Genomic DNA, 22,067 nt, shown 5'->3' on the forward strand with positions numbered 1-22,067 from the left:
ACATAAAACAGCCTTAATTTGGACTATTTGGCGGATTTTCCTGACAAGAAATCATAAAAGCTGGAATTTTTTATCCAGCCTTTCACTTTTTATAAACCATATCCATATGCGGAATGCCGGCTTCCAAATACATGTCCGACACGACTACAAATCCATGAGCCTGATAGAATTTTTTGAGATAGGTTTGGGCAGAAATTTTAATTGTCTCTTGTCCCATTTCCTCAGTTAGATACTGAATGGCAGTTTCTAGCATTGGGCCCGCAAGCTTCTGTCCACGGTATTCTGACTGAATCACCACTCGGCCAATAGAAGCTTCTGGAAATGTTAAACCTGGGGGTAAGATTCGCAGATAGCTGACAATCTTTCCATCGGCTTTACCAAACAAATGGTGGCACTCCAGATCCACACCATCTACATCCTGATAAGCACACTCTTGCTCGACAACGAAGACTTCCGAACGCAATTCCAATAGCTGATACAATTCTTCCAGACTTAATTCTGAAAAAGACTTAACAGTCCAGTCCATACTGACTCCTTCTAAGGCAAGATATTGCCCGCACTCATATAAATATCGTACCACTCTGCGCGCGTCAATGTCACCTTCTCTGCCTGCGCAATATGAGCAATTCGCTCAGGGTTCATCGAGCCAACAATGGTTTGTATCTTAGCTGGGTGACGTAGAATCCAAGCCACTACAATCGCCTCATCAGAGACACCATATCGGCGAGCGTACTTGGAAATCGTTTCATTCAATTGGGCATAAGCTGGATTTGTCGCGAAAATACCTTCTGACAAGCTGACTAAAAATGGTGACCAGGCTTGAATCGTAATCTTCTTGAGCTGACAATAATCAATCAGCCCTCCGTCGCGCATGGTGGCTGCATCATCTTTCATATTGACATGAAATCCTGCATCAATCATCGGTGTATGAGCAGGAGATAGCTGCAATTGATTAACTGCTATCGGCGTCTCCATATAGGATTGAAGCAACTCCATCTGGTAAATATTCTGGTTGCTAACACCGAAATGACGAACTTTCCCAGACGCTTTTAAGAGATGAAAAGCCTCGGTTACTTCTTCTGCTTCCATCAAGGCATCTGGACGATGCAAGGCCAATACATCGAGATAATCTGTCTCTAACCGTGATAAAATACCGTCTACTGACTGTAAAATATGCTCTTTTGAAAAGTCAAAATAGCCATCATGAATCCCACATTTGGACTGTAGAACGATGTCCTCTCTCTTTAGACCAACCTCCTTGACAGCAGCAGCAAAATTTCGTTCAGATTGTCCTCCGCCATAAATATCTGCATGGTCAAAAAAAGTAATTCCGTTTTCCAAGGCTGTATCCAGCACCCGACTTGCGTCCGCTACCGATAGAGCATCCATCCGCATACAACCTAAGGCAATCCTTGATACCTCTAGTCCAGTTTGTCCTAATACTTGCATGTTGTAATCCCTTTCTTTTCCTTTCTATTATAGCACAAAGAAAAAGAAAAGCAGCCCTCGGACTACTCTTCAGGAGATATATGAAAAAGAATACATTAAGTATAGTCAAACTTGCTTAACCTTTTCTTAAATATTAGTTGAATCCATAAATTTTCTTGGCAACTTTGTAAAGGGCATTGGATAATTTTCGGCCTGGATAGCCGTACAAATTGGTCAACTGGCCCAAAAGACCGTTACGAATGACTTTAAATAATTCTGGGTTATTGTTTTCAATATATTCCCACAACTCTTGTTTTTTGGTCATGTGTTCTGCTGTTCCTGCACGATTGAGAAGGGCACAGGAAACAGTTGTAACAATCTCCACGTGATTGAGAAGATAGCTCCGCTGATCGCTAGAAGTAATTTCATCTAGTTTTAACTCATCAACCAAAATTTTATTGACTTTTAACTGCTGGTCAATCCGTTTAATCATAACAGATTCATTGACCGATTGGTCGTCACGACCGATAAAGTAGCGGTAAAAATCCACCGGCAAATAGTACATGGTCTTGATATGCTTGGAAGGTGTAAAGACAAAGATATTGTCCACGTAGAAGGTATGCTCAGGCAACTCTAATCCAATCTGACGCAAGAGCTCTGTCCGATAAATGAGCGAGTGCATCATCATGTATTGACCTTTTGAAAAAGCACCCATTTCATCCCAAGTAAAGACTTTTTCTACAGGCATAACATCCTTGTAGCTCATCGATTTTTTACGATTTTGGCCTTCTTTTTCATAGACAAAATTCGAGATAAACGCGTCTACGAGATTGCCTTCGGATTCTAGTCTAGTCAAGGTTTCTAAAATCTTGATATAAGCACGCGCATCCACCCAGTCATCGCTGTCAACAACCTTATAGTACAGTCCACGCGCTTCTCGAAGACCTGTATTAACTGCTCCACCGTGACCCTTATTTTCCTGATAAATGGCACGCACATTTGGATATTTAACTGCCAATTCTTCTGCAATTTCTTGAGTTCGGTCACTTGAACCGTCATTGATAATCAAAATCTCTACTTGATCCCCACCTACAACTAAGGACGATACACAGTAGTGCAAGTAATCTTGAGCATTATAACTAGGGATGGCAATGGTTAATAATGTCATCTTTCTCTCCGTTTAACAAAGTTTCTGCCAACTACAACTAGCTGGCAGATATTTTTTATTTATTATAACACATTTTATGAAAGTTGTTTTTGGTAAACATTTTTTGCTCGGAAAGCTTTCCAAAGTTGACCCAATCCCTTGAAGAAATGACCGTTGACCATAACAAGTATGGCCGCAACCATTGCTTGGTCAATCTGGTCACCTGTCATCTTAGCAATCGCTCGGAAAGGCATATTGTAGAGGAAGAGGAGATTCAGATCTGGTGTTCCCTTTTCCTCGGCTTTTTTTAGGAGACGGTGTAAGATTTTATAAACCAAGCGTGCAAGACCACTCTTAGCATACTGCATTTTCATCAGCGGATCATTGAGACGAAGTTCTTGACCAACTTCCCAAGATTCTACTGGAACGGGATGACCAAGTAATTGGGCAAATTCTGTATCAGAAACAGCCGCGACTTGTCCACTCAAGTAGTGTGGAAGGTGACTTTGATCTGGTAATTGATCCGTCGTAGCCTCTTTTTTCAGCTGAGCAGTCAAGCGAATGTCTGCACTGCTAGCGCCCACATAGATTTGATAATCGCCACCTTCAACTTCAAATTGCATGGTATCAACATTGAAATAACGGAAGCTATATTCATCAAAGGCCATGAAAATTTCTTGTGATTTTCCAGCCTCAAGGTAAATTTTTGTAAAACCTTTCAACTCTTTTGCAGGACGATAAAGGGCACTGTCCGCCTTACCAATATAGAGCTGTACGATTTCACTACCTGCCACTGAACCTGTATTCGTCACCGTCAAGCGCAGACCATTTTCCTCAACAGTGAGGTCAGAATAGGCAAAATCTGTATAGGAAAGACCATAACCAAATGGATAGTGAACTGCTGCATTCACCTTATCAACGTAACGGTAGCCGACGTAGAAACCTTCGCGGTAGAGTGAGTAGTCCCCCGTCGCAGGAAATTCGCGGGACGATGGCAAATCAGCCAAGTCAATCGGATAAGTTTCACTTAATTTTCCGCTTGGATTGACCTTGCCTGTCAAGGCATCCAGCATGGCTGGTGCACCTGCTTGACCTGATAGATAGCCGTGAATGACCGCCTTTACACCACTGGTCCATGCCATATCCACAACTGACCCTGCCGATAAAACAACGACGATATTGGGATTAACCGCCTGCAATTTTTCTAACAGAGATAATTGATTGTTCGGCAGAGATAGATGGTGACGGTCCAAGCCCTCGCTTTCGCTGATTTCATCTAAGCCCATGTAAAGTAGAACTGTGTCCGCTTTTTTCGCCAAAGAAACAGCCTCATCAGCCAAGTTGGCATCTGCTTTATCAACTCGCTGGTAACCTTGGGCATAGCCTGCAAGCGTCAAGGGATAATCTTTCATGCAGTCAACCGTATTTTCTAGCTTTTTAGCGTTGATGAGCGAAGAACCTGCACCTTGGTAACGTGGATTTTGAGCAAATTCACCGATGACGGCGATTGATTTTTCTGGAGAAAGTGGCAGAATGTGGTCTTGATTTTTCAAGAGAACAATGCTGTCTGCTGCTGCCTTGCGTGCAATGGCATGCTGGTAATCATAGTCTACACTTCGTTTTTCTTGTGCGGCCAGGTCCAAGACAACATTGAGCAATTCATCCACCCGCTCATCCAAAACGGCTTCTGACAGCTGACCATTTTTTACTGCGTCAATAATCTCTTTCTGCCCAACTGTCGTAGTCCCTGGCATTTCTAGATGACTTCCATTTTGTACACCGAGAACGTGGTCATTAGAGCCACCCCAGTCAGAGACGACAAATCCGGTAAAGCCCCATTCATCTCGCAAAATATCTCGTAGCAATCGCTTGTCTTCGTTGGCATAAATGCCATTGATTTTATTGTAGGCGCTCATGATTGCCTTGGGATTGCCCTCTTTGACAGCAATTTCAAATCCTGTCAGGTAGATTTCACGCAATGTCCGCTCATCCACAATCGAATCCGACGCCATTCGACGCAATTCTTGGCTATTGACCGCAAAATGTTTTGGTGTAGCAACCACACCTTGCGACTGGAGCCCACGAATCATAGCAGCAGCCATTTTCCCAGCCTGATAAGGGTCTTCTGAGTAATACTCAAAATTTCGCCCACAAAGTGGATTCCGCTTAATATTAAGTCCAGGGCCTAAGACCATGTTCACTCCCAAACTGCTGGCTTCCGCTCCAAGAGCGCTTCCTACCTCTTCGACCAAATCAGGATCCCAGCTATTGGCTAGAGTTGCAGCGGTTGGAAAGCAAGTAGCGGGAACAGAGGCGTTGAGCCCTAGATGGTCCCCTTCTCCCTCTTGCTTGCGAATACCATGCGGTCCGTCAGCCATAAAGATAGAAGGCACACCTTTTTCAAGGTAATCCTTGGTCTCCCAGACGGACTTACCAGTCATTAAAGCCGCCTTTTCTTCTAGACTTAATTGTTGAATAATCGCTTGATGTTTCATAAAAAATCTCCATTTATCCGATTCTGATAAGCTAATCATACCAAAGGAACTCGATAAATAAAACGCTTTCTTCATAACCTGCTCTATTCTTGACATAATTTGTAGAAAAAAGACTGACGACACGTCAGTCTATTAACTATGAGAATGTTTCCCAGACTTTCTACCGATAAGTTTTGGCAGTCTCGGATGTAGGTCTAACCCAAATACCATCCGCAACATCCAAAAGAAAAAGACGAAAACTAGGATTGGAATGACACAGGTCGTTACAATCAGCACTGCGACCGCATCCAACAAATTGCTCATGGTCACTTGCACCTTATCCATCGTATTTTCATAGGCATCTGTGACAAAACTCGTTGCCTTTGACCACCAATCTTCATTCTTTTCTGCTTCTTTTTGAAGTGATTTATTTTCCTTGGTAGCCTGCTTCACCGTCTGCTCAACTGAGATTTCATGCGTTTTTTCGATATGGTTGGACATAGACACGCTCGTTGGAATCAAAGCAAAGGTCAAGAAGCCAAACAAGGCTAATTTGATTGCCAACTCTTTGACCTTATCTCGTGGAAAATACAGATTTCCGGCAAATAAAATAGCCGACAAAGGGAGACATAGTTTAAAGAAAAATTGTGCGGCAATCCCTACCAAGTACTTTTGTAGCCAGATTGCACCAAAAATCACCACAATATAGTTGGTCAAATCGGCAATGTTTTCTGCTACTGGCGAGCCGATATCGTTCGGTAGGAGTGTAATAGAAGTCGATGTCGCAACGGAAGTTGCTGCCAAAGCTGCAACCGTGTTTTTCTTGCCATCCAAAGAGCTAACTAGCCCTGCATTCAGCTCTCTTATAAAAGTAGAGTCCGCAATGACAAAGAAAGAAATTACCGCTAGTAAGACCAATAATCCTGCTTTTACCTCTTTTTTATATGTTTGAATAATTTGTTTCACGTGAAACCGTCCTTTCTAGATAAAATTATAAGGACATTTACACCCCATGTCAACTCGAAAAAGCTGGACATCCGCCCAGCCATTCTCACTTCATAATCACAAATTTCATCATTGGGTAGTTGACCGCTACTTGGACAAAGATATTGACCCAATTGGCACACGTCTGCGCCCAGCCCAGCCCCATTCCCAAAGATTGGAAAAGAGCCGTCGTATAGGGAGGCAGGACAGTGGATAAAATCCCTGCCACAACTACCGTCAGCACATACCAGTGCAAGGTTTTTGAGATATCATTTTCCGCCCCAAAAACTAGCTTCCGCTGCACAATATAATTTACAACTTGAGCAGCTACATAGGCTAATAGGAATGACAAAAAGCCATTCAATCCACCATTTTTTACAGGATAGTGAAAAATAAACCAGTCAAAGGCTTGTTTTGAAAAAGCGGTAAATAAAAAACTACTTCCCAACCACAAGACACAAAAATTAGTAATCGTTGCAATGTTTGACAAGACATTAAATTTGATAAATTCCCATAAATCAGGGTGTTCTTTGATCCATTCTTTCATGATTTCCTCCAAAAAATTCTTTTCTTTGGTCTTATTTTAACAAGAATACCAGCCAAAGAAAGCGTTTTTACACAATTTGTCTCTTTCCTTGCATAATTTGACAGATCAATCTTTTCATCAAAAGAAGCTACCTCAACGGAGGTAGCTTTATATCTAGGAGATCGATACTATTGGTTGATTAAGCTACTTCAGCTTCATCTTTCTTTTTACCTGTTAACTTAGCAAGTCCAAGACCAGCAAGGGCAATCAGTACCACATTGGCTACAAGGTAGACTACAAGCCACCATTTTGTCTTAGGTTTGTAAAGATCGAAGGCTGCAGAATGAGCAACTGTGTAGAGGATATTCTTAGTCGCACGACGGAGTGACTCGTTTCCTTCTTTAGTCGTTGAAGAAACTTGTGGCACGTCACCCAATGTTGACAACATCAAGTCACCACCGTTGCGAATTGATTGATCAGGATTCATGTATACTTGACCGTCATAGTCTGTTACAACCATACCCTTGAAGCCCCATTCGCCACGAAGAACATCGTTGAGAAGGTCACTATTTCCACCTGCCCAAAGTGTTCCAATACGGTTAAAGGATGACATAAGAGCAGTAGAGTTTCCATCTTTTACAGGAAGTTCAAACGCCTTCAAGTATACTTCACGGATAGCTTGTTCGTTTGACCATGTAGCTACCCCTTCGCGGTTGTCTTCTTGGTCGTTAAGAGCAAAGTGTTTTGTATAAGTGTAAACACCATTTTTCAATGTTGCTTGAGCCAATGCTGAAGCCATTTTCCCTGAAATGTATGGGTCTTCTGAGTAGTACTCAAAGTTACGTCCTGAAAATGGAGAACGGTGGATATTGACCGCTGGTCCATAAAGACCAACCACACCATGAGCAAGAGCTTCTTTAGCAAATGCATCACCCATTTTAGCTGCAAGGTCTGTGTTCCAAGTTGAGGCAACAACTACTTCTGAATTGTACTGAATCCCTTTAATACCTTGGAAGATACCATTGATACCTGCAGGGCCATCAATATCTAGGGTCGCTGGTTTGTCAATTGATTTGACAGCACCAGTTGCATAGCCACCAAATCCAATCAAGTTAGCCATTTCTTCTGATGTCATTTGGTCAATCAATTTTTCCCAACGTTCATCATCGTATTCTGCTCCGACAAGGTCTACTAAACGAAGGCCGTTATCAACTGCTTTTTGAGCTTTTGAAGCTGCTTCTGATTTTGTATCCAAGCGGAAGTTTGTGTCAGACATTTCATTAAGGATTTCCTTAGATGTCTTCTTGTCTGCTGTACGTTCTTTTGGAAGTGTACCTTCCCAATCCGTACGTGTCACGTAACCCACATCACCGATTGCATAGTCAAATTTGTTGGTTACTTCAGCTTTATCAGAAGAACGTTGATGAAGAACTTCTTTCTTAGCAACTGTATAGTCTTCTGAATCAAGTACGTCATGCGCATTGTTCATGAGTTTGATTTGGTATTTACCAGCATCAAGAACGTAGGCTTTTTCAGTCTTATAGTCGTATGAAGCCATGTCATCACGGTCATAAGAAATTGTCAATTCTTGGCTTTGACCAGGTTCTAGTTTATCTGTCTTATCAAATCCTGCAAGGACAACATGTGATTTTTCAACACCACCAACAGTATATGGCGCAGTGTAGTAAACTTGAGCAACCTCTTTACCAGCTACATCACCTGTATTTGTCACTTTAACCTTCACATCAATCTTGTCGCCATTTTCCTTAACAGACTCGATTTCTTGGCTGAAGTTCGTGTAGCTGAGACCATATCCAAACGGGTATTGAACTGTCTTATCATATGCAGCTTCATCAGTTGCACCAGTCTCATTGTTTACAAAACGAGTTTCGTAGTAACGGTAACCAACGTAAATACCTTCTTGGTAATTCACAAATTTTTGGAGACGAGTTTCTTTTCCTGCCCAACCTTGACGTTCAAATTCTGAATCAAGATAAGAGAAGTCACCTGTATTCCAGTACGTTGGATTTGATTCTAAATCATAGGCATAGGTGTCTACCAAGCGACCTGATGGGTTAACATCTCCTTTCAAGATTTCACCGATAGCTGTCAAACCTGACAAGCCAGGTCCACCAATCCAAAGGGCTGCATCCACACCTTGGTCTTTCAAGAAGCCAAGTTCCATGGCATTTGATGAGTTAACGACAACGATGACTTTGCTGAAATTCTTTTCAACCATTGCCAACATTTCTTTTTCGACGTTTTGTAATTCGAGGTAATGTTTGTCTTTATCCCCTTTTTTATAATCCGCCATATTTTGTGGGAGATCTGCCCCTTCACCACCATTACGTGAGATGACAACGACCGCGGTATCTGAGAAGTCTTTTGCTTCTTTGATCAAATCATCTGAATATTTATCTTGTGTTGGCTCATAGATGTTGTAGTCACCACCATTAAGTGAGAAGACATTTCCACCTTCTTTTTTAGGAAGATTTTTCTTGTAGAAATCTGTCAAGTCAGAGTTCAACTCAAAGCCTGCATCTTCTAAACCTTGTTGTAAAGTGACGTTTTTAGACTCGTCTGCCGCACCTGAACCTGAACCACCATAAGTGATGGATACAGATGAAATGCCAAAGACATTCAATTTTTTGGTGTCTTTCAAAGGAAGTGTCTTTTCCTTATTTTCAAGCAAAACAGAACCTTCACGTTGAATTTCTGATACCAACTCTTTTGAGTTTTTTTCAGCTTTAGCAATTTTTGCATCATCTGCATAGCTTGGTGCAAAGTAAGTATCGATTACTCCGACAAACATATTAACCGCATAATTAGCCCCGATGATAATCACACCGAGCAAGGCGAGCAAGCCTGTCAAAATCTTACTTTTCTTGCCTGCAAAAGCTTTGTTTTTCACACCGCGGTAAATAAAATACGCAAACAAGGCTACGACGAGTACACTTGCGATGATGAGCGTATTTTTGACAATACTTGCTGCATCCCAAGATTGATACGAACTAGCATAATCATCTGCGAAAGCGGTAATCCCTGTGGATGCTACTGCTGCAGAAGCCAATGCTAGACCTGATTGTTTCCAAGTCTTCATAAGACCCCTCCTAAATTTTCCGAACAAGACTTTGTAAGCCTTTTCTTAATCATACACTTACTTTAGCAAAAGAAATTTTTTATGAAAACACTTTCTTCATAATTTGTCATTTTGGACACATAATCTGCAAGCCTTTTCTTAAACTTCAATTTTTTCTGCAATTCTGCTATACTATCTATATGAAAATTGCAATCGTAGAAGACCAGAAGGTTGAACAAGAACGTCTAACATCCTATATCCAGTCCTATTGTCAGGAGCACGGTTTATCTGTCGATATTACCTGTTTCAACGATGGGATTGACATCACAAGCGACTACCAAAAGATGTTCGACGTGATTTATCTAGACGTGGAAATGGAAATCATGGACGGCATGACGACGGCTAAAAAAATTCGCCAAGTGGACCGCGACGTCCTCATCGTTTTTGTCACCAATCATTCACAAGTAGCCATCCAAGGCTATTCTGTTGAAGCCATCGACTTCCTCCTCAAACCATTGAGTCATTTCGTATTTGAAGAGCATTTCAAGAAAATTCTGCGAAAATTACCAAGTCCCGAAGAGGAAGAGTCCTACCTTTATATCAAAAACAAGGCTTCCACCTTTAAAGTTGCACAAAAAGATATTTTTTACATTGAAAGCGAAGGCCACCACCTACATATCCATACCAAAGAAGAAACCATCACGACTAGCAATAGCTTGAAAAACATGGAAAGCTTGCTTGATAAGAAAAATTTCTTCCGATCAAATTCTGGCTATATTGTCAATCTCACTTATGTCGAGCGAATTGAAGGCAGCATCTCCTACGTCAACGGAGTTCCTCTCCAAATCAGCCGCCCTCGTAAAAAAGAATTCATGACCGCTCTGACCAACTATGTGGGAGATACTCTACTATGATCGTAACACAGTTTCCAGACATCCCTCGGATTTATACAGCTCTTGCAGAATCCCTAGCCTGTCTCTTAGTCTGTCTCCCACTCATCCGAGAAATGGACTGGCTTCAGCGTCTCAAACGAATTCCTACTGTAATCCTTGGACAGCTCCTCCTACAATTACTAGCAGGACAACTCCCTCTCTTTTTCTGGACAATCGGCATGGCCATCAATGTAGCCTGGATGTTTTGTTCTATCCGCATCTTGGGCGTAACACATAAGAAAACAGCTCCCTACCTAACTGCCAAAGCCTTTATCTCAGCTGAACTAGCGGCCTCCATTTCCTGGCACCTCTACTGCCTGTTCATTCTGGGGACAAAAGCGGACTCCATGGTTAGTCAGGTGGCGACTATGGTCTTTATTTCCAGCCTTGTTTTCCTCGTTCTCTACTCTCAGGAAAGCAAACTCGATCTAGCAGACAGAGAAAAAAGTATTGAAAACCGCGATGTCTGGGTGGCTGCATTCACCTCTCTAACGATTTTTGTGCTCAGCAATATTGGTTTTATCTTCACAGGAACCCAGCCCTTTCAAGACTCGACCAGTATCTTCATCCTTCGAACAACGGTTAATCTCTCTGGTATTTTTCTCCTCTACGCACAGGAGTCTCAGCAGTACGACCGCTATTTACGGGACGAACTGTCCTCTATCAATAGTATTTTTCAGCTACAATACAAGCAATACCAAGCCTATCGTGAAAATAGCGAGCTAATTAGCCGCAAGGTACACGACCTCAAACATCAACTTTATATCATCCGCCAGGAAGCAGATAAAGAGAAGCAAAAGCAGTATCTAGACGAGATGACTCTGGCAATTCACAACTTTGAAGCAAAGATTGAGACTGGAAATCCTATCCTAGACACCATTTTGACACAAAAAAACCACTACTGCCTACAAAATGGTATCAACCTGACCTGCATCGTTCAAGGGGAGTTACTAAATTTTATGGATGTCATGGATATTTCCGCCCTTTTTGGAAATGCCATCGATAACGCCATCGAAGCCGTCGAAAAAATTACCGATCCAGAAAAACGACTGATTACCCTCAAAGTTTCTCAACACAGCCAATTCATCATGATTCGCTTGGATAATTATGACACGTCAGACCTTGACCTATACAGCACCGACTTCCCAAGAACATCCAAATCCGACAAAGACTACCATGGATTCGGCCTAAAAAGTATGGAATTTGTCGTGAAAAAATACAACGGAAATCTGCTGCTCAACAAAGAAAACAACTGGGTCCAGCTCAAAATTCTCTTACCACAAGCAAATTAAAAGAGCCGCTGGCTCTTTTTTATATATAAAAAAATACCTGCCGAGACAGGTACTTACAAAATGCAATAAACTATTACAACATTTTGTTGTAGAATTCAACGACAAGTGCTTCGTTGATTTCAGCGTTGATTTCATCACGTTCTGGCAAACGAGTCAATGAACCTTCCAATTTTTCAGCATCAAATGATACGAAAGCTGGACGTCCAACGATTGCTTCAACAGCTTCAAGGATAGCTGGAACTTTAAGTGATTTTTCACGAACTGAGATCACTTGACCTGGAGTTACGCGGTATGAAGGGATATCAACACGTTTTCCGTCAACAAGGATGTGACCGTGGTTTACGAATTGACGAGCTTGACGACGAGTAGTTGCCAAACCAAGACGGTAAACAACGTTATCCAAACGACGTTCCAACAAAAGCATGAAGTTGAAACCGAGTGTTCCTTCTTTGATTTTAGTTGCTTGCAAGAACAAGTTACGGAATTGTTTTTCACCCAAACCGTATGAGAAACGCAATTTTTGTTTCTCAGCCAATGGCAAACCGTATTCAGAAAGTTTGCTACGGTTGTTTGGACCGTGTTGACCTGGTACGTAGTTACGACGTGCCAATTCTTTACCTGAACCTGTAAGTGACAAGCCAAGACGACGTGATTGTTTCCATGATGGACCTGTATAACGTGACATTTTCATGTCCTCCTATAAATAAAATATATTTGTAGGAAATAACGGATTAGAAAACCCTGATTCGTGCAGAAACCCTTCGCCTAAACAGCCAAGGTTACTTGTTTTTCAAGGCCTCTGTTGACGAGTTTCATGTTTTCATGCTGTTATTTCACACAAAATTCAGTATAACATAAGAAAAAGGTATTGTAAAGCCTTTTAGTCTAAATAGTGAATCAAAATCTTCTCTGTTAGGATATCAGAGTAAGTGTAAGATTCTACAAAAGTGTTATTTGGATCTTCGTATTCCACGATAAAGAGAGATTGATAAACCTCAATAATGCGGCCTTGCTTATTTTTCTCACGTTTACGGCCGTTTTCAAGCGTTAACTCAACAACTTGACCTTCGTGCTCTTTGATTTCTTGTTTAATTTGTTTCATTTTGGCAACATCTGTAAATGCGTCACTCATAATTTATCCTTCCTCCATTTTGGAAATACTTGCAAATTTATTAAACTCTTTTTGGAACATGAGTTCCACGGTGCCACGCGCACCAGAACGGTTTTTTTCGATAATAACCTCAACTGTGTTATTAGGAATACCGCCATCTTCTTGCTCCCCACGCTCATAGTAATCATCGCGGTAAAGGAAGGCTACGATATCCGCATCTTGCTCGATAGAACCCGACTCACGAATATCAGACAATACAGGACGTTTATCCTGACGCTGTTCCACTCCACGAGACAACTGACTTAAGGCAATAACCGGAACTTTTAACTCTTTAGCTAAGATTTTCAACTGACGAGAAATCTCAGAAACCTCTTGTTGACGGTTTTCACGACCCGTCCCTGTAATCAGCTGCAGGTAGTCAATGAGAATCAGTCCCAAATTACCCGTTTCCTGCGCTAATTTACGAGAACGAGAACGAATTTCCGTAATCTTAATACCTGGCGTGTCATCAATATAGATGCTAGCACGCGCTAGATTAGCCTGAGCAATCATAAGTTTTTGCCATTCTTCATCGTTCAATTGACCCGTACGAATGGCACGAGAATTGATGACCCCTTCTGAGGCCAACATCCGGTCCACAAGACTTTCTGCACCCATCTCCAAAGAAAAGATAGCTACGGTCTTGCCCAATTTGGTCCCAATATTTTGGGCAATATTAAGAGCAAAGGCCGTCTTACCAACCGCAGGACGGGCAGCAAGAATAATCAATTCTTCCTCATGAAGACCAGTTGTCATGGCATCCAAGGCTGGATAACCAGTCGCAATCCCCGTAATAGAAGACGTCTGCTGGGAACGGATTTCCAAATTCTCAAAGTTAAGATTGAGGACATCATCGATACGCTTAAAACCACTACGACTCGAACCTTCACTGACATCAATCAAGGCCTTCTCAGCCTGAGCAATAATGTCGTCAGAACCATCCGCACCTTCATAGGCTGCATTGACAGACTCTGTCAAACGGTCAATCAACTTGCGTAGATTAGCCTTTTCAGACACAATCTTGGCATAGTACTCAGCATTGGCTGACGTTGGAACAGAGTTGATGATTTCAGCTAAATAGCCCAAACCACCGACATTTTCTAAGTCCCCATGGCTAGCCAAGTAGTTCCGCATGGTGGTCGCATCGATGGCCTCGTTTCGATCCGCCAAGGCGATCATAGCTCGGAAAATGATCTTATGGGCATACTTGAAAAAGTCATCTGCCTCTATGTACTCTCGTACAAAGACCAGTTTCCCTTCGTCGATAAAAATTGCCCCCAAAACCGACTGTTCTGCTAAGATGTCTTGGGGTTGTACACGCAACTCATCAATTTCTGCCAAAATCTCACCTCCATTCCTTCTTCTTTTCTAGTTTAAGCTTCTTGTACGCTCAATTGAATCTTACCAACCACATCCTGATACAATTTCACAGTAACTTCCATCAAACCAATGGCACGCAAGGGATGATCCATCTGGATATGGCGTTTGTCCACTTTGATCCCAAATTGTTTTTCCAACCCTTCAGCAATTTTCTTGCTAGTAATTGAACCAAAAGTACGACCATCTGGGCCAACTTTTTCAATAAATTTTACAACAGTAGCTTCCTCAGCCAATTTTGCTTTCAAGGCCTCGGCTTCTGCAATCATCTCTGCATGTGCTTTTTCTTTTGATTTTTCTTGTCCACGCAAAGCACTAACGGCTTGATTTGTAGCTTCTTTTGCCAAGTTCTTTTTAATCAAAAAATTTTGTGCGTAACCAGTTGGTACTTCTTTGATTTCACCTTTTTTCCCTTGACCTTTAACATCTGCTAAAAAGATAACTTTCATCTTATTCTCCTTCTATTTCTGACAAAATTTTCTCACGTAATTGCAACTGTACCTGCTCAATAGATTTCCCTGAAATCTGCGCCGCGGCCAAGTTAAAGTGACCACCGCCGCCCATTTCTTCCATAATCCGCTGAACATTGACCTTGCTACGACTTCTTGCTGATATGGCCACATAGTCACTCGTCCGACGAGTAACGACAAAGGTCGCTTCTATACCAGCCATCTCTAAAATTGTATCTGCAGCCTTACTTGGCACAATATTGTCATAAAACTGATTTTCTTCGCCACAGACAATGACAATCTCTTCTGTCATCTTCTGACCTTTTAGAATCAATTCATTGACTTGCCGGTATTCTGCAAAATCCGTAGCCGCAATATGCTGAATTTCTAAACTATCACTACCTCTCGTTCTGAGATAACTAGCCACATCAAAGGTACGACTCGTTACCCGAGCTGTAAAGTTTTTCGTATCCAACATGATTCCCGCCATCAACAAACTGGCCTGTAGACGATTTAACTTATGGTGTTTGTCATTTTGGAACTGAATCAGTTCTGTCACCAATTCACTAGCCGAACTAGCACCACTCTCAATATAGGTCAAGATGGAATTGTTTGGAAAATCCGCATCCCGTCTATGGTGGTCAATGATGACAACCTGTGTAAACTTCTCGTAAAGTTCTTTTGACAAGGTTAAGCCAATTTTTGAATGGTCAACCATGATTAACAAGGACTCATCACTAACCTCTTTCAAAGCCGCCTCAACAGTTATCAGGTTAGAGCAATTTTCCTCTGTCAACTTCTTAATCGCCCGCTCAATGTCCGGTCCCATTTCATCAGGATTATAGACTGTAAAGGCATTATTCATGACATTTTGAGCAAAATGCTGCATCCCAACAGCAGACCCAAGAGCATCCATGTCTAGGTTACGATGCCCAACTACAAACACTTTATCAACTGTTTTCAGTTTATCTGAAACAGCTGTCATCATGGCACGAGTACGAGTACGAGTACGTTTAACTGCAGACGCCGAACCGCCTCCAAAGAAGAGAGGTTGCTGTGTTTCGTTGTTTTCTTTCACAACAGCCTGGTCTCCACCGCGCACCTCAGCCATATTGAGATTTTGAAGAGCGACCTGACCAATTTGCTGATGGTTGTCATTTCCATAAGCAATCCCCATACTCAGCGTCAGTGGCAATTCTAGATTTTTTGCTTCTTCTCTAAACTTGTCAATAATCACAAATTTATTGTCAATTAGCAATTCTAGGATGGTGTAGTCTGTGAAAAAATAGAATCTGTCCATCGTTCCACGACGATAGTAAATCCCGTTTTCGTGAGCAAAATCAGATACAAACTGGGCCAAAAAACTATTGACCTGACTAATCTGTGAGTCTGTCAAACTATCTTCTAGCTCATCATAGTTATCAACGGAAATAATCCCAATAACCGGCCGACTACCAATCAAATTAGCTGTCGCATTGTATTCACTAGACGCATCAAAAAAGTAAAACAATCCTTGATTGTAGTCTACGTGAACCGCATACCGCTGTCCACCTAAAACTGCATAAGAGCGGTCATTATCTAGACCAACGTCAACGATTTCACGCAGCTTTTTCTGGTCAAATTCGCCATTTTCCTTAGCAAAAATCAACTCCGCATACGGATTAAACCACTCAACTTGATTATCCTCTTGTCGAATCTTAATTACACCGACTGGCATCTGATTCAGCAACTGCATCAAGCCAGAATTCGCCTCTTCATTGAGGCGTTCAATCTGCTCTAATTCGCTGATTTCATAGGATTTTTTTTGAAACAAAAACAAAGCCACAAGCAATGTTAACACTAAAAATAGTGAAATATGAATGATTGTTGAACCTTGAAATACGGTCGTAATGGCCGCTAAACTACCAAATAAGATAAGCCCAATCATTACAAAATGAAGGGTTGAAAATCGAAATTTTTTCATTATAAACCTCTGGTCGCCATTTTACCATAAAAAGGCTGAAAAATCCATTCTTTTTAGTCCTCAAACACCACAAAAAAGAGAGGCTAAGCCTACTCTTTTTCCTTATTTTTGGCAATTGAGCGACTACGTCCTTCCAGATAGACCATCAAAATTGAAATATCGGCCGGATTCACACCCGAAATCCGACTAGCCTGACCAATCGTTTCTGGATTGATTTTCTTAAATTTTTGTCTCGCTTCTGTCGCAATCGAGTCAATATCATCCCAATCAATATCAGCTGGAATCCGCTTTTCTTCCATGCGTTTCATTTTAGCAACTTGGTCCAAAGCTTTTTCAATATAGCCCTCATATTTGACTTCCGTCTCAAGCAACTCAACAACCTTGCTATCCAGCTCTTTCGCTGCTGGTCCGATAAATTGCGTTACAACGGCGTATGTGATATCTGGACGACGCATAAATTCTTTAGCTGTTAACGCATCCGTTAGTGGCTTAAAGCCCAATGAAACAACTTTTTCATTGACTTCCTTTACAGGTTTTAACTTAATAGTTGACAACCTTGTCAACTCGCTGTCAAACTGTTGCTTCTTGGCTTGAAACTTGTGGTAGCGCTCATCATCCACTAAGCCAACCTCGCGTCCGATCTCAGTCAAGCGCATATCTGCATTGTCATGTCGTAAAATCAGGCGGTATTCTGCTCGACTAGTCAATAAACGATAGGGCTCCAGGGTTCCCTTGGTAACCAAGTCATCAATCATTACCCCGATATAGGCATCGCTACGTTTTAAAATCAGTTCTGGCTTACCTTGAACTTTAAGCGCAGCATTGATTCCCGCAACGATCCCTTGACCGGCTGCTTCTTCGTAACCAGAAGTACCATTGGTTTGCCCAGCTGTAAAGAGACCTGAAATTTTCTTAGTTTCAAGGGTTGCTCGCAACTGATGTGGCAAGACAATATCGTATTCAATAGCGTAGCCAGTCCGCATCATTTCTGCATTTTCAAGACCTTTGATAGAATGAATCAAGCCAATTTGAACATCTTCGGGTAGACTCGTTGACAGACCTTGGATGTAAACTTCATTGGTTGTACGGCCTTCTGGTTCCAAGAATAATTGATGACGCTCCTTGTCTGCAAAACGAACGATTTTATCCTCAATAGATGGACAATAACGTGGTCCAACTCCCTTTACAATCCCGGAAAACATAGGCGCTCGGTGAAGATTCTGGTTAATGATATCATGACTTGATTGGTTTGTATAAGTTAGCCAACAAGGGATTTGATCTTTCAAATAATCTTCATCCTTAGACATGAAGGAGAAGTGGTTTGGCTTTTCATCCCCAGGTTGAATCTCAGTCTCATCATAATTGATTGACGACGCCTTTACACGAGGTGGTGTTCCAGTTTTGAAACGCCCAATCTCCAAGCCAAGATTTTTCAAGTTATCAGCTAGCCCGATTGAAGCCAAGCTATTATTTGGACCAGAAGAATACTTGAGTTCTCCTAGGATAATCTCCCCACGAAGAGCCGTTCCAGTCGTCACCACAACAGCTTTTGCCGCAAATTTTTGATTTGTAGCTGTACGGACACCGACAACTTTCCCGTCTTCTACTAAAATTTCTTCAATCATAGACTGACGAAGGGTAAGGTTTTCTTGATTTTCTACTGTTTGCTTCATTGTTTGCGAATAAAGGGCCTTATCTGCTTGGGCACGCAAAGCACGTACAGCAGGCCCCTTACCAGTATTCAGCATCTTCATCTGAATATAGGTTTTATCAATATTTTTACCCATTTCACCACCCAAAGCATCGATCTCACGGACAACGATTCCTTTGGCGGATCCTCCGATTGAAGGATTACAAGGCATAAATGCCAGCATTTCCAGATTGATGGTCGCAAGCAAGGTCTTACAACCCATTCGGCTAGCAGCAAGGCTAGCTTCTACACCAGCATGTCCTGCACCGATGACAATAACGTCGTATTCTTCAGCAAATTGATGAGTCATCTTTTTCTTCCTTTATTTTTTACATAAAAAATGGACAAAGCTAAGGACTGCATGCCAAAAAAGACCTGCAAGACCATGAGCTTTGACCATCATCGGTATTGTTACTGATATTCTATCATTTGTTGGTTAAAAGTCAAGAATTTTGCCAATCAAAACTGTCAACTTTCTGTCAACTTATATGTACTGACAAAGTTCTCCATCACGGAAAGCCAAATCAATGATTCCTCCGCCCAAGCATTCTTGTTCATCATAGAAAACAACTGCTTGTCCTGGCGTAATAGCTCGTTGTGTCTCTGCAAAAATAACTTCTGCCTTGTCTCCTTTAACGTGGACTGTTACTTTACTATCTGGTTGACGATAGCGGAATTTAGCTGTACATTCTAAGGTAAACTCTTGCGGCATTTCACGGGTAAAATGAATTTCAGAAGCTATCAAGCTAGTTGACATAAGGCTTTCATGGTAGAAACCTTGCCCAACATACAAAATATTTTGCGACAAGTCCTTACCAACAACAAACCACGGCTGGTTATCCCCTCCATGCTGTCCACCAATTCCAAGACCACCACGTTGCCCAATCGTATAGTACATAAGACCAGCATGTTCTCCCATATCACGACCGTCAACAGTCATCATACGTCCTGGTTTAGCTGGTAGATAATTACCCAAGAATTCTTTAAAATTCTTTTCGCCGATGAAGCAAATTCCTGTCGAGTCTTTTTTCTTAGCAGTAGCAAGACCAGCTTCCTCAGCTAGACGGCGTACTTCTGGTTTTTCCAAATGTCCTAGAGGAAACAGTGTTTTCTGTAATTGTTCTTGTGATAATTGGCTAAGGAAGTAGGTCTGATCCTTATTATTATCAGCACCACGAAGCATGTGTACGATCCCATCCTCATCGCGTGAAACTTGTGCGTAGTGACCAGTTGCCACGTAGTCGGCACCGAGTGTTAAAGCATAGTCTAGAAAAGCTTTAAACTTAATTTCCTTGTTACACATAACGTCTGGATTCGGCGTACGGCCGGCGCGGTACTCTGCAAGAAAGTACTCAAACACACAGTCCCAGTACTCTTTTTCGAAGTTGACAGAGTAGTAAGGGATTCCAATTTGGTCCGCAACAGTAGCTACATCCTTGTAGTCCTCAGTTGCTGTACAATGACCAAATTCATCCGTGTCATCCCAGTTTTTCATAAAGACACCAATGACATCATAGCCTTGTTCTTTCAATAGTAAGGCAGTCACTGAAGAGTCAACTCCCCCTGACATACCAACGACAACACGTGTTTTCGAGTTATCTGTCATAATTTTCTCCCATCTTTTCGTAGAAATAACGATTTGAAGGTCGTATTTCAAATTTGATTTCAAAAAACGATTTGAAGGTCGATTTTGAAGCGCTAAGCGCAGAGAGTATTATAACATAATCTACCTCTAATTAAAAACAAATAGAATGAGGGAGAAGATAGTTCAGCACACTACTTTTATGCATTTTATTGAATGATTATAACCCCCTACTCCCTATCTATTTTTGTTATAATAACAGTAGAAAAAAATTCGAGGAAAACAATGAAAAATTTAAAATTTCAATCCGTATTTGACATTATCGGACCAGTCATGATTGGTCCTTCTTCTAGCCATACTGCTGGTGCTGTTCGTATCGGTAAAATTGTCTCATCTATTTTTGGAGAAGAGCCGACTGAAGTAGAATTTCAACTCTTCAATTCCTTTGCCAAAACCTACCGTGGACATGGTACTGACGTCGCCCTCGTTGCCGGTATCTTAGGCATGGACACAGATGACCCACGCATTCCTGATTCACTCGATATTGCGCACGAGCGTGGTATCAAAGTTTACTGGAAAATTAACAAAGATAGCAATACTCCGCACCCAAATACAACGCGAATTGTCATTAAAAATGATACAAAATCAATCTCTGCAACTGGTGTTTCAATCGGTGGAGGAAATATTCAAGTAACAGAACTAAACGGTTTTGCTGTCAACTTAAACATGAATACTCCGACGATTATCATTGTGCACCAAGATGTCCCTGGTATGATTGCCCATGTGACAGAGATACTGTCTACCTACAATATCAACATCGCTCAAATGAACGTTACACGTGAAAAAGCGGGTGAGAAAGCAATCATGATTATCGAAGTGGATTCCCGTCAATGTGATGAGGCTGTAAAAGAAATTGAAACGATTCCTCATTTACACAATGTCAACTTCTTCAACTAGAAAGGACACCTATGTTTTATACTGTAGAAGAGCTCGTTCAACAAGCTAATGACCGTTTTAACGGAAGCGTAGCGGAGCTTATGATTGAAACCGAAATTGAATTAACTGGACGTAGTCGTGAAGAAATAGTGACACTAATGTCAAGGAACTTGACAGTTATGAAATCCTCCGTAAAAGACGGTCTAACAGATAGCAAATCTGTTTCTGGATTGACTGGCGGAGATGCTGCTAAGCTTGATCGTTATATCCAGTCTGGAAAAACATTAGCAGATTCTACTATTTTATCTGCTGCCCGAAACGCCATAGCTGTCAATGAATTAAATGCAAAAATGGGACTTGTCTGTGCAACCCCAACTGCTGGTTCGGCAGGTTGTCTACCTGCAGTTATCTCCGTTGCGATTGAAAAGCTCGAATTAACAGAAGAAGAGCAACTTAATTTCCTCTTCAGCGCTGGAGCATTTGGACTTGTGATTGCTAACAACGCTTCTATCTCGGGGGCTGAAGGCGGATGCCAAGCCGAAGTAGGATCTGCCAGCGCTATGTCGGCCGCTGCCCTAACGCTTGCTGCAGGCGGTTCTGCTTATCAAGCTAGCCAGGCTATCTGTTTTGTCATTAAAAATATGCTGGGCCTCATCTGTGATCCTGTAGCTGGGCTAGTAGAGGTTCCCTGCGTGAAACGTAACGCCATGGGAGCTAGCTTTGCACTTGTAGCAGCTGATATGGCCTTGGCTGGCATTGAGTCTAAAATTCCAGTTGATGAAGTGATTGATGCCATGTACCAAGTTGGCTCTAGCTTACCGACTGCCTTTCGTGAAACAGCTGAAGGTGGACTTGCAGCTACTCCAACAGGCAAGCGCCTGACCCAAGAAATCTTTGGAAATTAAGATAATTTTCATTACCTTTTTACAACTTTGTCAACATACTGTAAAGAGAATTAGGTTTTCGTAATTCTGCTCATTCATCTTTAAATCACGCTAATACAAATTAAAGATACTCCTTTAATCTAAGAAAGGAGTATCTTTTTTGTAAAAATCAAC

General features: G+C 41.7%; 18 protein-coding genes. 4 read left to right on the forward strand and 14 right to left on the reverse strand.

All coding sequences use genetic code 11. The features are described 5' to 3' along the window. Nucleotides 1–82: 82 nt before the first annotated feature. From ABID27_RS08535 to ABID27_RS08565, 7 genes are all read right to left on the reverse strand, one after another. Entirely contained in the window at nt 83–526 is a 444-nt protein-coding gene (locus ABID27_RS08535) for a GNAT family N-acetyltransferase (protein ID WP_354281565.1), read from the reverse strand. An 11-nt stretch (nt 527–537) separates the two neighbouring features. Then, on the reverse strand, nt 538–1,449 hold the full coding sequence (locus tag ABID27_RS08540; protein ID WP_354281567.1) for an aldo/keto reductase: 912 nt from the start codon (nt 1,447–1,449) through the stop codon (nt 538–540). A 133-nt stretch (nt 1,450–1,582) separates the two neighbouring features. Continuing rightward, complete coding sequence (locus tag ABID27_RS08545; protein WP_253364632.1) at nt 1,583–2,596, reverse strand: glycosyltransferase family 2 protein; 1,014 nt, start codon at nt 2,594–2,596, stop codon at nt 1,583–1,585. A gap of 74 nt (nt 2,597–2,670) precedes the next feature. Continuing rightward, nucleotides 2,671–5,070 (reverse strand): glycoside hydrolase family 3 C-terminal domain-containing protein, encoded by a 2,400-nt coding sequence (locus ABID27_RS08550; protein WP_354281569.1) that lies wholly within the window; start codon nt 5,068–5,070, stop codon nt 2,671–2,673. Between the two features lie 132 nt (nt 5,071–5,202). Continuing rightward, on the reverse strand, nt 5,203–6,015 hold the full coding sequence (locus ABID27_RS08555) for a hypothetical protein (protein ID WP_354281571.1): 813 nt from the start codon (nt 6,013–6,015) through the stop codon (nt 5,203–5,205). An 85-nt stretch (nt 6,016–6,100) separates the two neighbouring features. Further along, the gene (locus ABID27_RS08560; RefSeq protein ID WP_354281573.1) at nt 6,101–6,580 is read right to left on the reverse strand and encodes a GtrA family protein; all 480 of its coding nucleotides are present in this window, start codon (nt 6,578–6,580) and stop codon (nt 6,101–6,103) included. Nucleotides 6,581–6,758: 178 nt separating this feature from the next. Further along, nucleotides 6,759–9,659 (reverse strand): glycoside hydrolase family 3 protein, encoded by a 2,901-nt coding sequence (locus ABID27_RS08565; protein WP_354281575.1) that lies wholly within the window; start codon nt 9,657–9,659, stop codon nt 6,759–6,761. A 179-nt stretch (nt 9,660–9,838) separates the two neighbouring features. On the opposite strand from ABID27_RS08565, the gene ABID27_RS08570 reads away from it, so the two are divergent. Both ABID27_RS08570 and ABID27_RS08575 read left to right on the forward strand, forming a co-directional pair. Continuing rightward, the gene (locus ABID27_RS08570; RefSeq protein ID WP_354281577.1) at nt 9,839–10,552 is read left to right on the forward strand and encodes a LytR/AlgR family response regulator transcription factor; all 714 of its coding nucleotides are present in this window, start codon (nt 9,839–9,841) and stop codon (nt 10,550–10,552) included. Beyond that, nucleotides 10,549–11,862 carry a sensor histidine kinase gene (locus tag ABID27_RS08575; protein ID WP_354281579.1) on the forward strand — a complete coding sequence of 438 codons (1,314 nt, stop codon included), beginning with the start codon at nt 10,549–10,551 and terminating at the stop codon, nt 11,860–11,862. The genes ABID27_RS08570 and ABID27_RS08575 overlap by 4 nt, the downstream gene beginning before the upstream one ends. A gap of 73 nt (nt 11,863–11,935) precedes the next feature. Here the strand turns inward: ABID27_RS08575 and rpsD are convergent, their stop codons facing one another. The 7 genes from rpsD to mnmA all read right to left on the reverse strand — a co-directional run bounded on the left by rpsD (nt 11,936) and on the right by mnmA (nt 20,097). Continuing rightward, nucleotides 11,936–12,547, reverse strand: a complete 612-nt coding sequence (gene rpsD, locus ABID27_RS08580) for a 30S ribosomal protein S4 (RefSeq protein WP_354281581.1) — start codon at nt 12,545–12,547, stop codon at nt 11,936–11,938. Between the two features lie 195 nt (nt 12,548–12,742). Next, nucleotides 12,743–12,994, reverse strand: a complete 252-nt coding sequence (locus tag ABID27_RS08585) for a Veg family protein (protein ID WP_253364616.1) — start codon at nt 12,992–12,994, stop codon at nt 12,743–12,745. 3 nt (nt 12,995–12,997) lie between these two features. Next, nucleotides 12,998–14,353: a replicative DNA helicase gene (dnaB, locus tag ABID27_RS08590; RefSeq protein ID WP_354281583.1), complete on the reverse strand. Its 1,356-nt coding sequence runs from the start codon at nt 14,351–14,353 to the stop codon at nt 12,998–13,000. A gap of 32 nt (nt 14,354–14,385) precedes the next feature. Beyond that, the gene (rplI, locus tag ABID27_RS08595) at nt 14,386–14,838 is read right to left on the reverse strand and encodes a 50S ribosomal protein L9 (RefSeq protein WP_253364612.1); all 453 of its coding nucleotides are present in this window, start codon (nt 14,836–14,838) and stop codon (nt 14,386–14,388) included. 1 nt (nt 14,839) lies between these two features. Beyond that, nucleotides 14,840–16,801, reverse strand: coding sequence for a GGDEF domain-containing protein (locus ABID27_RS08600; RefSeq protein WP_354281585.1), 1,962 nt, complete (start codon nt 16,799–16,801; stop codon nt 14,840–14,842). Nucleotides 16,802–16,890: 89 nt separating this feature from the next. Then, nucleotides 16,891–18,801 carry a tRNA uridine-5-carboxymethylaminomethyl(34) synthesis enzyme MnmG gene (mnmG, locus tag ABID27_RS08605; RefSeq protein ID WP_354281587.1) on the reverse strand — a complete coding sequence of 637 codons (1,911 nt, stop codon included), beginning with the start codon at nt 18,799–18,801 and terminating at the stop codon, nt 16,891–16,893. A gap of 174 nt (nt 18,802–18,975) precedes the next feature. After that, nucleotides 18,976–20,097: a tRNA 2-thiouridine(34) synthase MnmA gene (gene mnmA, locus ABID27_RS08610; protein WP_354281589.1), complete on the reverse strand. Its 1,122-nt coding sequence runs from the start codon at nt 20,095–20,097 to the stop codon at nt 18,976–18,978. 261 nt (nt 20,098–20,358) lie between these two features. Between mnmA and sdaAB the strand changes: the two genes are divergently transcribed. Together sdaAB and sdaAA are read left to right on the forward strand one after the other, a co-directional pair. After that, nucleotides 20,359–21,030 carry an L-serine ammonia-lyase, iron-sulfur-dependent subunit beta gene (gene sdaAB / locus ABID27_RS08615; RefSeq protein WP_253364604.1) on the forward strand — a complete coding sequence of 224 codons (672 nt, stop codon included), beginning with the start codon at nt 20,359–20,361 and terminating at the stop codon, nt 21,028–21,030. 11 nt (nt 21,031–21,041) lie between these two features. After that, nucleotides 21,042–21,914 (forward strand): L-serine ammonia-lyase, iron-sulfur-dependent, subunit alpha, encoded by an 873-nt coding sequence (gene sdaAA, locus ABID27_RS08620; RefSeq protein ID WP_354281591.1) that lies wholly within the window; start codon nt 21,042–21,044, stop codon nt 21,912–21,914. Nucleotides 21,915–22,067: the final 153 nt, after the last annotated feature.

The sequence above is a fragment of the Streptococcus gallinaceus genome (genome assembly GCF_040545695.1).
Classification (GTDB): Bacteria; Bacillota; Bacilli; order Lactobacillales; family Streptococcaceae; genus Streptococcus; species Streptococcus gallinaceus.

What these genes read in the sequence shown, in the direction of transcription:
- ABID27_RS08535 (WP_354281565.1), bottom strand. Translation starts at nt 526, where the DNA reads ATGGACTGGACTGTTAAGTCTTTTTCAGAATTAAGTCTGGAAGAATTG.
- ABID27_RS08540 (WP_354281567.1), bottom strand. Translation starts at nt 1,449, where the DNA reads ATGCAAGTATTAGGACAAACTGGACTAGAGGTATCAAGGATTGCCTTA.
- ABID27_RS08545 (WP_253364632.1), bottom strand. Translation starts at nt 2,596, where the DNA reads ATGACATTATTAACCATTGCCATCCCTAGTTATAATGCTCAAGATTAC.
- ABID27_RS08550 (WP_354281569.1), bottom strand. Translation starts at nt 5,070, where the DNA reads ATGAAACATCAAGCGATTATTCAACAATTAAGTCTAGAAGAAAAGGCG.
- ABID27_RS08560 (WP_354281573.1), bottom strand. Translation starts at nt 6,580, where the DNA reads ATGAAAGAATGGATCAAAGAACACCCTGATTTATGGGAATTTATCAAA.
- ABID27_RS08565 (WP_354281575.1), bottom strand. Translation starts at nt 9,659, where the DNA reads ATGAAGACTTGGAAACAATCAGGTCTAGCATTGGCTTCTGCAGCAGTA.
- ABID27_RS08570 (WP_354281577.1), top strand. Translation starts at nt 9,839, where the DNA reads ATGAAAATTGCAATCGTAGAAGACCAGAAGGTTGAACAAGAACGTCTA.
- ABID27_RS08575 (WP_354281579.1), top strand. Translation starts at nt 10,549, where the DNA reads ATGATCGTAACACAGTTTCCAGACATCCCTCGGATTTATACAGCTCTT.
- rpsD (WP_354281581.1), bottom strand. Translation starts at nt 12,547, where the DNA reads ATGTCACGTTATACAGGTCCATCATGGAAACAATCACGTCGTCTTGGC.
- ABID27_RS08585 (WP_253364616.1), bottom strand. Translation starts at nt 12,994, where the DNA reads ATGAGTGACGCATTTACAGATGTTGCCAAAATGAAACAAATTAAACAA.
- rplI (WP_253364612.1), bottom strand. Translation starts at nt 14,838, where the DNA reads ATGAAAGTTATCTTTTTAGCAGATGTTAAAGGTCAAGGGAAAAAAGGT.
- ABID27_RS08600 (WP_354281585.1), bottom strand. Translation starts at nt 16,801, where the DNA reads ATGAAAAAATTTCGATTTTCAACCCTTCATTTTGTAATGATTGGGCTT.
- mnmG (WP_354281587.1), bottom strand. Translation starts at nt 18,801, where the DNA reads ATGACTCATCAATTTGCTGAAGAATACGACGTTATTGTCATCGGTGCA.
- mnmA (WP_354281589.1), bottom strand. Translation starts at nt 20,097, where the DNA reads ATGACAGATAACTCGAAAACACGTGTTGTCGTTGGTATGTCAGGGGGA.
- sdaAB (WP_253364604.1), top strand. Translation starts at nt 20,359, where the DNA reads ATGAAAAATTTAAAATTTCAATCCGTATTTGACATTATCGGACCAGTC.
- sdaAA (WP_354281591.1), top strand. Translation starts at nt 21,042, where the DNA reads ATGTTTTATACTGTAGAAGAGCTCGTTCAACAAGCTAATGACCGTTTT.